The 11866-nt window shown below is 27.3% G+C and carries 17 protein-coding genes; 5 read left to right on the top strand and 12 right to left on the bottom strand.

Annotation, left to right across the window (positions count from 1 at the left end):
- Window positions 1-119 precede the first annotated feature (119 nt).
- From ACKU3H_RS09960 to ACKU3H_RS09930, 7 genes are all read right to left on the bottom strand, one after another.
- On the bottom strand, window positions 120-515 hold the full coding sequence (locus tag ACKU3H_RS09960) for a type II toxin-antitoxin system PemK/MazF family toxin (RefSeq protein WP_320033703.1): 396 nt from the start codon (window positions 513-515) through the stop codon (window positions 120-122).
- Entirely contained in the window at window positions 512-1174 is a 663-nt protein-coding gene (gene radC / locus ACKU3H_RS09955) for a DNA repair protein RadC (RefSeq protein WP_320033702.1), read from the bottom strand. The genes ACKU3H_RS09960 and radC overlap by 4 nt, the downstream gene beginning before the upstream one ends.
- Window positions 1175-1342: 168 nt before the next feature.
- Window positions 1343-1870: a type II toxin-antitoxin system PemK/MazF family toxin gene (locus tag ACKU3H_RS09950; RefSeq protein WP_320033701.1), complete on the bottom strand. Its 528-nt coding sequence runs from the start codon at window positions 1868-1870 to the stop codon at window positions 1343-1345.
- A 79-nt stretch (window positions 1871-1949) separates the two neighbouring features.
- Complete coding sequence (gene xseB, locus ACKU3H_RS09945) at window positions 1950-2174, bottom strand: exodeoxyribonuclease VII small subunit (RefSeq protein WP_320033700.1); 225 nt, start codon at window positions 2172-2174, stop codon at window positions 1950-1952.
- On the bottom strand, window positions 2171-3280 hold the full coding sequence (locus tag ACKU3H_RS09940; RefSeq protein ID WP_320033699.1) for a homoserine O-acetyltransferase: 1110 nt from the start codon (window positions 3278-3280) through the stop codon (window positions 2171-2173). Before ACKU3H_RS09940 ends, xseB begins: the two co-directional genes overlap by 4 nt.
- A 77-nt stretch (window positions 3281-3357) precedes the next feature.
- A complete protein-coding gene (locus ACKU3H_RS09935) occupies window positions 3358-3807 on the bottom strand; it encodes a protein tyrosine phosphatase family protein (protein ID WP_320033698.1) in 450 nt (149 codons plus the stop codon).
- A 43-nt stretch (window positions 3808-3850) separates the two neighbouring features.
- Window positions 3851-4855 carry an adenosine deaminase gene (locus tag ACKU3H_RS09930; protein WP_320033697.1) on the bottom strand — a complete coding sequence of 335 codons (1005 nt, stop codon included), beginning with the start codon at window positions 4853-4855 and terminating at the stop codon, window positions 3851-3853.
- A 139-nt stretch (window positions 4856-4994) separates the two neighbouring features.
- Between ACKU3H_RS09930 and ACKU3H_RS09925 the strand changes: the two genes are divergently transcribed.
- The 3 genes from ACKU3H_RS09925 (at window position 4995) to ACKU3H_RS09915 (ending at window position 7140) form a co-directional block, all read left to right on the top strand.
- Window positions 4995-5255 carry a hypothetical protein gene (locus ACKU3H_RS09925; RefSeq protein ID WP_320033696.1) on the top strand — a complete coding sequence of 87 codons (261 nt, stop codon included), beginning with the start codon at window positions 4995-4997 and terminating at the stop codon, window positions 5253-5255.
- A gap of 133 nt (window positions 5256-5388) precedes the next feature.
- Window positions 5389-6471 (top strand): YeeE/YedE family protein, encoded by a 1083-nt coding sequence (locus ACKU3H_RS09920; protein ID WP_320033695.1) that lies wholly within the window; start codon window positions 5389-5391, stop codon window positions 6469-6471.
- 54 nt (window positions 6472-6525) lie between these two features.
- Window positions 6526-7140, top strand: coding sequence for an ACP phosphodiesterase (locus tag ACKU3H_RS09915; RefSeq protein WP_320033694.1), 615 nt, complete (start codon window positions 6526-6528; stop codon window positions 7138-7140).
- Between the two features lies 1 nt (window position 7141).
- On the opposite strand, the gene ACKU3H_RS09910 is transcribed toward ACKU3H_RS09915, so the two are convergent.
- From ACKU3H_RS09910 to ACKU3H_RS09900, 3 genes are read right to left on the bottom strand one after another with little or no spacing between them, the layout of a single operon-like run.
- Window positions 7142-7699, bottom strand: coding sequence for a TIGR00730 family Rossman fold protein (locus tag ACKU3H_RS09910; protein WP_320033693.1), 558 nt, complete (start codon window positions 7697-7699; stop codon window positions 7142-7144).
- A gap of 39 nt (window positions 7700-7738) precedes the next feature.
- The gene (locus ACKU3H_RS09905) at window positions 7739-8167 is read right to left on the bottom strand and encodes a GNAT family N-acetyltransferase (RefSeq protein WP_320033692.1); all 429 of its coding nucleotides are present in this window, start codon (window positions 8165-8167) and stop codon (window positions 7739-7741) included.
- A gap of 10 nt (window positions 8168-8177) precedes the next feature.
- A complete protein-coding gene (locus ACKU3H_RS09900; RefSeq protein ID WP_320033691.1) occupies window positions 8178-9116 on the bottom strand; it encodes a matrixin family metalloprotease in 939 nt (312 codons plus the stop codon).
- 106 nt (window positions 9117-9222) lie between these two features.
- Between ACKU3H_RS09900 and ACKU3H_RS09895 the strand changes: the two genes are divergently transcribed.
- On the top strand, window positions 9223-9642 hold the full coding sequence (locus tag ACKU3H_RS09895) for an FKBP-type peptidyl-prolyl cis-trans isomerase (RefSeq protein ID WP_320033690.1): 420 nt from the start codon (window positions 9223-9225) through the stop codon (window positions 9640-9642).
- A 29-nt stretch (window positions 9643-9671) separates the two neighbouring features.
- Here ACKU3H_RS09895 and ACKU3H_RS09890 read toward each other — a convergent pair whose 3' ends face one another.
- Window positions 9672-10253: a hypothetical protein gene (locus ACKU3H_RS09890; RefSeq protein ID WP_320033689.1), complete on the bottom strand. Its 582-nt coding sequence runs from the start codon at window positions 10251-10253 to the stop codon at window positions 9672-9674.
- 55 nt (window positions 10254-10308) lie between these two features.
- Complete coding sequence (locus ACKU3H_RS09885) at window positions 10309-11196, bottom strand: polysaccharide deacetylase family protein (protein WP_320033688.1); 888 nt, start codon at window positions 11194-11196, stop codon at window positions 10309-10311.
- Between the two features lie 133 nt (window positions 11197-11329).
- On the opposite strand from ACKU3H_RS09885, the gene ACKU3H_RS09880 reads away from it, so the two are divergent.
- Window positions 11330-11827 (top strand): flavodoxin, encoded by a 498-nt coding sequence (locus ACKU3H_RS09880; RefSeq protein ID WP_320033687.1) that lies wholly within the window; start codon window positions 11330-11332, stop codon window positions 11825-11827.
- Window positions 11828-11866: the final 39 nt, after the last annotated feature.

The raw sequence follows: 11866 nt of genomic DNA, 5'->3' as shown, positions 1-11866 counted from the left end.
AGTTGGTTTAATTGGAAGTTTGTGGCATAAACAAAAATTGACAAAACAAATATTCTTAGATATAATATTTCTACAATTATCCTTCGGGACTACTCTCTTACTCTTGTAAGAGAGGAAAATTATAACTTCATTAATTTTTTAAATTTAATTTCTAACTTTTCAAAATCATTTTTATTTATTGTTCCAATTTTTCTATCAAGTCTTTTTACATCAAATGTTTTAGCTTGAACTAATAATGCACAGCTGTCTTTATTTTCTAAAAAATTAAAATTATAAAAAAAGCTACCTTCTCTTATTGTTGTTGATAGAGGTATTCCACAAAAAAGTTTATTATTATATTTTCTAAGAATTAAAAGTGGTCTCATAAAATCTTTACCTTTACCATTTTGTTCATAACCAATATTCTTGCCAATATTAGCCCAATAAATTTCTCTTTCTCTAAAATAAGCAGTGATTTTTTTATCTTGTGTTCTCTTTTTTATTTCATTCCATTTGTCAAAATCATTTTCTATCATAAAACACCCACTTCTTTCAAACTTATAAAATCATCTTTTGTAAAGATTATATGGTCAAGTAGTTCTATGCCTAAGATTTGTCCTGCTTCTTTTAGTCTTTGTGTTACAGTTATATCTTCACTACTTGGTTTTAGTATTCCACTTGGGTGGTTATGGGCAACTATTATACTGGCACATCTTTTCTCAATTGCATAGGAGAATACTTCTCTTGGATGAACTAGACTTTGGTTTAGGGTTCCTATTGTGATTACTTTGGTCTCACATAAGTTGTTTGCTCCATCTAAATACAGGCTTAGGAAATATTCTTGTTGTTTGTTTTTATATGGGCTTAATTCATCATATACTTCTTTTGCTGATGAGATTTTATAGTGTTGTGTATCAATAAGGTATCTACGTGAAAGTTCTATTGCAGATATTATTTGACTGGCTTTTGCTTTACCTAAGCCGTGGATTTTCAGTAGTGTTTCTAAATCCATTGTTTCAAAGTTTGAGTTAAAAAACTTCTCAATCTCACGGGAGAGTTTTATTACATCTTTACCTTTTACTCCACTTCCTAAAAGTACAGCTATAAGCTCATAGTTTTTAAGAGCACTTAGACCATATTTTAAAAGTCTTTCTCTTGGTTTGTCTATATTTTGTAGTTGAGTTATCGATTTCATAAACTTCCTTTTATTTGACAAATCTCTTTTTGTATGTTAAACTTCTCTCATTATTGTTTACGGGCACACCCACTTTTTTAAGTAGGTCCCTAAATTACTCCGTTTTAGGAGCTATCCCTTTAAGTAGGGGTAAACTTAAGGAACTTTTATAAGTTCCTTTTTTTATGTCTAAAAAATACTAATATATTTACTTATAAGTCTCTGAATACCTTTAATATCTTCTTTATTTAATTGGGGATAAATATGTTGTACTAATCTTTTATTGTCGATAGTTTTTATGTCATTACAAATAACTAAAGAATCTTTTTCTAAACCTAAATAGTTAATATTTCTTTTTTTGTTATAAAAACTCTGATAATTATTTGAAATTAACTCATAATGAAAATGCTTAACTTTAGAATTATCTTTTTTTGAAGTGATTGGCATAACTATCACTTTTTTGTTGTATGTTGCATGATTAAAATTGTTTGTTGAGATTATTACACAAGGTCTTAAGGTTACAAGTTCTTTGCTTGTAAAATGGCAGCTTGTTTCGGTTCCTATATTTTCACCAACTTCAAACCACCATAAACTCCATGGCTGTATTCTAAATTTTACACTTCCATCTTTTTTATGATTTATACTTATTTTTTCATTGATTATCTTTTTTTTGTTATTCCAGATATCAATTCTTGTGTTTTTATTATCTAAATTCATAAACTTCCCTCAGATATTTGAAAGAAGTTTATCTAGTTTAAAAAGTAATGTTTAAAAATATAACATTTTGCAATATTTTTTAAAATGGTTCGTTAGAATCTTTCTCTTTAGTTGTAAAGATAAGTTTGGCTTCATCTAGGAGTTTTTGTGCTTCTTCTAGCTCTTTTACTCCATTTTTATAAACTTCTAATGAATCACTTAGGGTTATTTGTGGGTCTGATAGTTTTTCTAAAAGCTCTTTTGCTTTTTCTATCTTTTTTTCAAAACTTAAGTTTTCTATCTCTTCTTTTATCTCTTCACTCATTTGTTTCCTTCTAATAGTTCTATCATATATTTTTCAAATTTATCAACTTCAACCAAAAACGAATCGTGTCCTGATTGGCTTTCTATCATTTTATATGTTACTTGCTCACTTTTACCTAGTTTAATCATAATATCTCTTATCTCTTCCATCTCTTCGGGGAAAAACAACATATCATCACTAAAAGATATAAGATGCAGTTTGCTTTTTACTTTTGAAAATGAGTTTTCTAAAGTATCTTCATTTCTTCCTGCATCAAATATATTCATAGTTTTACAAATGTATAAATAAGATAAAGGATCAAACACTTTTGGAAAGTTGTATGCGTTATATTCAAGGTATCTTTCCACTTCAAATCTACCAAACAGCTCATATAAACCATCTGTTCTTGAATAATCTCTTCCAAATTTTTTATTAAACAAAGTTGGACTTAAATAAGCTATTAGTCCAGCCATTCTTCCTATTGCAAGTCCGGGTAAACCCTTTGCAAGTAAATCATCTTTTTTATAAAATCCATCTTTAAAAACTGGGTCGTGTCTGATTGCTTCTATTGCTAGTTTGTTTATAGATATTGCCCAAGGTCTTGTATAAGCCGTAGTTGCTAGGGCAAAAATATGCTCGGCAAAATTTGGATACTCTATTGAGTAGCAAAGTGCTTGCATACCACCCATACTTCCACCTACAACTGCTTTTGCTTTTGAGATACCCAACTCTTTATATAATCTCATTTGTGCTTTAACTATATCAGAGATAGCTAAAACTGGAAATTTTAATCTATACTCTTTTTTTGTAGCTGGGTCTATGCTTAAAGCATTTGTCGAACCAAAATTACTACCTATGTTATTAGAACAAATAACAAAATACTTTGTTGTATCTATAGCTTTTCCATCACCTATTAGTTTATCCCACCATCCGGCTTTTGCTTCATCGGCATATCTTCCTGCTGCGTGGTGGCTTCCTGCTAAGGCATGACAAACTACGATTACATTTGATTTGTCTTCATTTAGTTTTCCATAGGTTTCATAAACTATTTCAAACTCTTCTAAAATCCGACCACTCTCTAATCGTAGTGGTTCTTTAAATTTTATTTTATTTGTTTTTATTTCCATTATTTATTAATATATTATCCAAATTATCTATTTATAAGTTGGCTATTTTATCGAAAAGTTACTAAATTTGCAGTGACTTATAAAAGAGCAAGTTTGTCTATTGAGCACTTCATTAAATCTTGCCACTGTTTACTTGGTGTCCATTCATCAAATATTGATAAATCAATTTGTTCAAAGGGAGTATTTAATATATGTTTGTGATATAGATACATAAAAGCTGTAACTCTATAGTTTTTAGCACAATGCACTAAAACTTTTTTATCTTGTAAAATACCCATAAGAGATAAAAACAGTTTTGCATCTTCAAGTTTTGGATTTTCAAAATCAACTGGGATATGAAAATAAGTAAGGTCTAATCCTGTTACTATTTTGTCTTCATTTTCAATTGCATTTGTAGCAGTACAAAGGGCTAAGTTTATAACAACTTCAAAACCTTCATCTTTTATTTTTTGAAACTGTTCAACTGTTGGTTGTCCTGAAGTAGAAATCAACTCATCTATTTTTATATAGTTTAATATCTCATTCATACTTATCCTTTGTAGTAGTTATTAAAATCTTATCTAAATATGTTTAAAAACTCTCAACTATCTTATCTACTTTTTCTAAATATACTTTTTTAAGTTCATCATCGATAAAAGAAGAGTTAAACGAATTTTTTACTAGTTTTACTATATCCTCTTTTGATAAATCTAGATTTTCATAAATATTTATAAAGTTTTGGTTTAAATACCCTTTGAAATATGCTGGGTCATCAGAGTTAACTGTAACATTTAATCCTAAATCCAAAAGCTCTTTTATGTTGTGACTTTTATAATCATCAAAAACTTTTAACTCAATATTTGAGTTTGGACAAACTGTTAAAGATATTTGTTCATCTACTAATCTTTGAACCAAAGATTTTGAATTTATAGCTTGTACTCCATGGTCTATTCTATCAACTTTTAATAAATCCAAAGCCTCAACGATATAGGAATAATCAGCTTCTTCTCCTGCATGGGCAACTATCTTAAAGCCCTCTTCTCTTGCTTTTTCAAATACCTCTTTAAACTTTGATGGGGGATTTCCTATCTCTGAAGAATCTAAACCAATACCTACAATATCGTGTTTAAACTCCAAAGCTTCAGTTAAAGTTTGAAAACACTCTTCTTGACTTAGGTGTCTTAAAAAACACATAATTATATTAGAAGTGATACCTAACTCATTTTTTGCATCATTTAAAGCTTCAGTTATACCTTTTATAACTGTGTAAAATGGTACTCCTCTTTGTGTATGTGTTTGTGGGTCAAAAAATATCTCTGTATGGATGATATTGTTTTCTTTACACTTTAGTAAATAGTTCCAAGTCAAAGAGTAAAAATCTTCCTCTTTTATAAGAACACTTGCACCTTTATAATAGATATCCAAAAAGCTTTGAAGGTCAGTAAACTCGTAAGCTTTTTTAATATCTTCAACATTACAATAAGGTATATATATAGAGTTTCGTTGGGCTAATTCTAACATCAATTCTGGCTCTAATGTACCTTCTATGTGCAGATGTAATTCTGCTTTTGGCAATTTTTCAATTAAATCAATCATTGTCTTATCCAACTTTTTATTTAATTGTACAGTTTTTTTTTAAATTTTAAAAGGATAATATTTCATATTATTTATATTTATTTTTAGTTTACAATATATTTTTTTTGCTACAATACCTTTTTAAATACAAAGGATTAAAATGGATTATATAAAAGAACTGGAAACTCTTTTAAAAACTGATGTATTAGTAGAAGTAAACAAAGATGTACAAGAGCTTGAAAAAGAGTATTCTCAAAAAAAGAAAAAAGCTATAAAAGAAGAATTGGAATATATGTTGCAAGTAAAATTATACTTTGATGAAGTATTAGTTGATATTGAAAATAAAACAATTACTCAAGAACAAGCACTGGATATTTTAGAAGGGCTTGAAGATATGAAAGTTGAGAATCAAGAGATATAATTTATACTTGACTATTTTAATCATATATATTTTAGCTTAAATTATAATTCTAATAAAAACCTCGAATATCTCTCTTATAATTTAATCTATATAATACTAAAATCAAAACTTTATTTATTTAGTAAGGATTAATATGTCAGATTTCGAGGTTTATGAAATAGTAAACATACTTGGCTTTCTTTTAGGTTTAGCCTTTGGAGCTGTTGCACAAAAAAATCAATTTTGTTTTAGTGGTTCTATTAAAGACTATATTTTAACAAAATCAACTATGAGAGGTTCATCTGTAGTTGTTGCTATGCTTATTGGAATAATCTCTACATTTTTTGTAAGTTCTATTTATGAACTTGACTTGACTGAAACTGTTTATTACAAAGACAATATCAACTACTTTGCAATTATTATTGGTGGATTGTTATTTGGTGTTGGGATGATGTTATCAGATGGATGTAGTAATAGACACCTTATTAAATTTGCCCAAGGGGATATTAACTCACTTATTGTATTAGTTTTTATTGCAATCTTTGGATACTCAACAGCAAAAGGTTTTATGGGTGAGATTTTAAATCCTTTGATTATAAACAATGAAACACTAATAAATTTATCATCTTATATTGGTAATGCTTCTATGAATATTTATGTGGTTAGTATATTATTATTGATTCTTTTATATATTTTAGTAAAAAAGATAAAAAGATTACCTTCTTTATGGGATGGAGTTGTACTTGGATTATTTGTTGGAGCTTCTTGGTATATTACAGGTGTAATTGGTGAAGAGAGTATGGAAAGGGTTATTGAACTTACAGGAATCACTTTTGTTTATCCTGCTGCTAAAACTATGGAGTTTTTTACATATTATCAAATCTCTGAATTAACTTTTGCTATAAGTTTAGTATTTGGAGTATTAGCTGGAGCCTTTCTAATGGCAAAAGTAAACAGAAGATATAGCTTTGGTTGTACAGCAGCAAAGGGGCAACACAAAGTAAAATACAACATCATAGGTGGAAGTTTGATGGGTACTGGTGGTATCATGGCTATTGGTTGTACAGTGGGACAAGGTCTAACTGGTATGTCAACATTGGCTTTTTCATCATTGGTTGCTATTGTATCTATATTTATAAGTGCTACTATAACTGCACTTATAATGAACAAGAAAAATAAACTTCCTATGTGTTTTATTTTTGAGTGGAAAGACAACACTCCAGATTATCAAATATAATTGATAAACAAAAGTTTACATACCTTTAATGTAAACTTTTGTACTCTTCTACCTATGAATTGGATTGCACATATATTTTTATCAGAACTTAATACTGACTTTCAAATTGGAAACTATTTAGCTGACCCACTCAAGGGAAAATCTTGGGAAGATGCAAATGAAAATATAAAAAAAGGTATGTATGTTCATAAGATTATTGATTCATACACTGATTCACACGATTTTTTTAAAAATAGTAAAAATAGACTTGGCTCTAAAGGTTTATTAAAAGCTGTAGTTATTGATTTAACTTATGATTATCTTCTAACAAAAAATTGGGAAAAATTTTCAAATATTCCTATAAATGAATTTTTAGATAGTTTTTATATAAATGCTTTAAAAAGATTAGATTCTTTACCTTTACATGCAAAAACTCCCCTAGAAAGATTAATACAACACGATATATTAAATCAATATAAGACTTTAGATGATTTAGAAAAAGCTTTTTTAAGAGTTGATTATAAACTATCTCAAAGATTGCTAAAAAGAGATACTACACATAGATATATTGATATTGTAAGTTCAAATATACATAGCATAGAAGAAGATTTTCTTATCTTCTTTCCTCAACTATGTAAAGAGGTAAAAAAACATATAGATGATGATAAATCAAATCATATAATAGTGTAATCTACCATTTGTTTTTTGGTGGGATATACTCTTTTATAGCTTTTAGTAGTTGATCTTTATTATCTGTTTTAATAAGCATATCAAGTAAATCTTTTTTTAGAAAACCTGAATCACACATCCCTTCAAGCATCTCAAAAAGTTTATCATAAAAACCGTTTATATTATAAAAAGCACAAGGTTTAGAATGAAAACCTAATTGACCCCAAGTCCATACTTCAAATATCTCCTCTAAAGTACCTGCCCCACCTGCTAAAGCTACAAAAGCATCTGCTTTACTTGCCATTAAAGCTTTTCTTTCGTGCATATTTTCAACAACATCAAGCTGTGTTATGTTTGTATGAGCCAACTCTTTTTCTTTTAATTTAATAGGAATTACACCATGTACTTTTCCGCCATTTTCCATAACAGAATCAGCTAAGGCACCCATTAAACCAACTTTTCCACCACCATAAACAACATCAATACCATTTAAAGCAAAATATTTACCTAACTCTTTTGTAGAATCCAAAAAATCACTATCATTACCACTACTAGAACCACAAAAAACTGCTATTGTCATAATATTTCACTCCTAAATTTTTTTGAAATTATATTGAAATTAAACTAGAGATTTTATTAAATATTTTGGGGATTCAATATATCCTTGCTTATAATAAAACTTATGTGCTTTTCGCCTTCTTTGATTGCAGTGTACTTCTATTCTGTCACACTTTTTTTCTTTTGCTAGTTTTACAGCATATGATTCTAAAAGTGCCCCTACTCCATCACTTCTATTATCTTCATCAACACAAAAATAACTAATACGACAAAAGTCACCCTCTAAAGCTAATTGGGGTATAAAATGTAAAGATAATACTGCTACAACTTTTTCATCTTTTTTTGCCACTAGTAAAGTCTCATCTTTATGTTCAATAAGCTCTTTTACTCTTTTATTTATAAACCTATTAGTACCAGAATAATCCAATTGTTCAAGTAAATTGGAGATTGATTCACTATCATTTATACTAGCTTCTCTTATCTCAATCATAAGATTCCTTTTAATCTAGATATTTATCAAAAAGTTGAATATCTGCAGGGGTTAAATTTAATCCTTTTTCCAGTTGTGATTTTTGAATTATTGGATTCATCAAAGCATTTTTTTCATTTACATGGGGTAAACCAACTAAGTGGGCTATTTCATGTGCTAAGATGATTTTTAATTCATCCAGATTTTTAAAACCATAAATCTCTATTTTATCCATAGATATAGAGATTTTTTGTTCCTCTTTTTTCTTTCCATCTTTAAAAGTTGTTTTCTTTTCAATAGTTTGTAAACCAAAAGTTCTACCTCTGATTTTTGAATAATTTCTATTCATAGCTTCTAATTGGATATTTAATCTATTTAAATCATTTATTAAGTTGTTGAAACTAGTAACTTTAGAGTTAAACTTTATAATCTCTCTTCTTAGTTCTCTTCGTTTTGCCTTTAGCTTTTTGATTTCATCATTTAAAACTGTTTTCTCTTTTTTTGAATATGTTTTTACTTTGTTTAACTCTTCTTTTGTGATACTTTTTTTTGAATTTATTGTTTTGATGTAGTTATTATATTTTCTTACTTTATTGTTTAATTCATCTTGCTGCTTACTTAGTATCTCTTTTGTATTTTCTATATCATTTTTTTTATTTGGGAAATAATCTTTTAGCTCTTGTATTTTTTGCTTTTTACTTTCTATTCTTGAGATTTTTCTTGAGATTTCATTTTCTAACTTTGAAGGTGGCAGATAAATAAAGTTTATGGGTTTTCCATCATCTGCGTAATCAAAAACATCTTTATCTAACTCTTTTTCAAATGTAAATTCAATCTCTTTTAGTATAGAATATATTTGCTCTTTTGATATTTTATAGTGTTTATCTATAGTGCCAATTGAAACTTTTTCAAAAGATGCATTAACAAATGAAAAAAGGATTAGTATTAGTATATTTATCTTAAAAAACATAAAGTATTTTAATTAAAAAGATATTTATAGAAGCTTACTTTTTATTTTAAGTTTTTATTATTATATTTAGATACTATTTTAATTCAAAAATAAAAGAAGGACCATTATGGCTATAAAAAATAAACAACTTGTAGTTATGCATTATGAATTAAAAGTTAATGGTGCACAAATAGAAACAAACTTTGATGGAAGTCCTATAGAGTTTTCATATGGTACTGGTGAGATTATTCCAGGTTTAGAAGAAGCTATTCAAGATATGAATGAGGGTGAAACAAAAGAGGTGAAAATTCCTGCAGAAAAAGCTTACGGAAAACATGACCCTAGTTTAACTGAGACTTTACCTATTTCAGATTTTGAAGGTATTGACTTAGAGATTGGTTTGGTTTTAGAAGCTGATGATGATAACGGTGATTTAATAAAAGCAACAGTTACTGAAGTTACAAAAGATGAAGTTACTGTTGACTATAACCATCCATTTGCAGATTGTGATTTAGATTTTAAAGTATTTATAAAAAGAATAGTTTGATTTAAAAAAGAGCATAAACTTTTTAGAGTTTATCCTCTTTTTAAAGGTTTAAGTACAAATAGATTTCTATATTCATCTAAATTAGGCTTGTTTACATTAAAAGTTTCTATTGTCAAATCAAAATTATTTGTTCGTACTAGAATATAGGCATTTTTATCATTTTTAATCATAAAAGTATTATCTTTATCTATTACTATATTTTCCAAACCTATTTTTTTGTACTGCTTTGTTAAAAGCTCTTTAACCTCTTGAAAACTGTTTTTATTTTTCATTATAAGTCTAATTATATATGAAGCTTCTGTTTTAATCTCTTTATATACTTCATTAACTAAAGGTGCACCGCAACTATTACAAGAATAACGACTATCCTCTAAAGGTGAATTACAGTTATGACAATGTTCTAATTTCTCACGTTTTTTATAAAATGACAAAACAAGCAAAACAGCAACAAATAATAACTCAACACCTATATTTATTCTCTCATCAGTGATATTCAATTCTACAATAAGTATTTGTTCTATGAAAAAAAGTAATAGTAAACCTAAGGCTTCAAAAATCCAGCCACGGTATATTACAAAAAGAAATAAAACTATTTCTATAACTAATAACATTATAAATTCTCCCTCTTAGGGCGAAATTATATTGAAACTTTTATTTAATTTAGTTTTAGTGTAAATCTTTTAAGATAGAAGAGATTTCCAAATCCTTGTTTTTTACTATATTATCAAACTTTTTTATACCCATTGGCTCATTTTTGTTTCCATGAACTAAGATAATACTCCCATCTTGTATTGGCTCTTCTTTTGCCAACCAAGCATTTGTACCTATGGGAATCATGCCTAAACTATTTACTAATAAAATACTCTTTTTGTCTGCTACAAGTCCTGGAAATCTAAATAATATAGCTGGTGTTATATCATATGATAAAAGTAGTTTTTCTAATTCTAAGATTTCATATTTAATATCAATATTATCTGATAAGAGAAAATTTTTAATAAGAGGGTTTTCTTTTTTATAGGGATGACTAAAGGTATGATTTCCAAAAATTATATCAAGTTGTTTTTGTTTTTTTAATCTAACAAGTTCTAAAAAATTTTCTTTATGGTTTTCTATCCAAGTTCCTGATATGAAAAGAGTAATAGAACTGTTTGCATATTTTTTTATAATATTTTTAAAAAAATCTTTTTCATAACCCTTTTTTCTTGAAGGACACATATCAACAGTGATATAAACATATTTTGTATCAATTTGAGTTGCACCATAGTTTTGAAGTAAAAAAGGTGGTTCTTTATATTTTTCCAGAAGGGTTTGATATCTAGAATCTTTTAAGTTTTTAGTTTTAAATTTTATGATTTTTGATTTTTCTATAATTTTGGTTTCTAAAGTATTCTCATCAACAATTAGATAATAACTTATTTTGCTTTTTTCAAATGTACGTAAAACTCTATAATCTTTGTTTTTATAAACAACTGATTTGTTTACAACTTTGTAGTTTAAAATTTCACTTGAAAACAAAAAACTAAAAAATATAAAAAAGGTAATAAAAAACTTCATAAACTCACTTTAAAAAACAAAAATTATACCACTAAAAGTGCTTTTTTAATATAAAAGGTTATGAAAATATTTTTATTGTGATTTAATCTTTAGATGTTAAATTTCCATTTTAAATTATACAAAGGATTTTTTTATGGAAAAAATAGGTTTATTTTTTGGTAGTGATACAGGAACAACAGAAGAGATTGTAGAAAAAATTAAAGATTTATTCTCTCAAGAGATTGATATTCATAATATAGCAAATACAAATAAAGATGATATTTCAAAATATAAAAATATAATTTTTGCTTCACCAACTTGGGGAGATGGAGATTTACAATCTGACTGGGAAGATTTTGAAGAAAACTTAAACGATATTGATTTTAACGGTAAAACTGTAGCTCTTTTAGGAATGGGAGATCAAGATGGTTATGAAGAAACTTTTTGTAATGCTTTAGGTCATCTATATGAATATGTAAAAGATGCAAATATAATTGGTCAAACTTCAACACAAGGATATGAGTTTGAAGATTCAACTGCTGTTATAGATGATCAATTTATAGGTTTAGTATTAGATGAAGATAATCAAAGCGAACTAACAGATAAAAGATTAGAGGATTGGGTAAAAGATATAGAAAATAAATTTATATAATTTTTTTATAATATTTATATATATTTTTTATTTATCTAT

Source organism: Halarcobacter sp. (genome assembly GCF_963675975.1).
Lineage (GTDB): Bacteria > Campylobacterota > Campylobacteria > Campylobacterales > Arcobacteraceae > Halarcobacter.
This window is presented reverse-complemented; position numbering and strand designations above follow the sequence as displayed.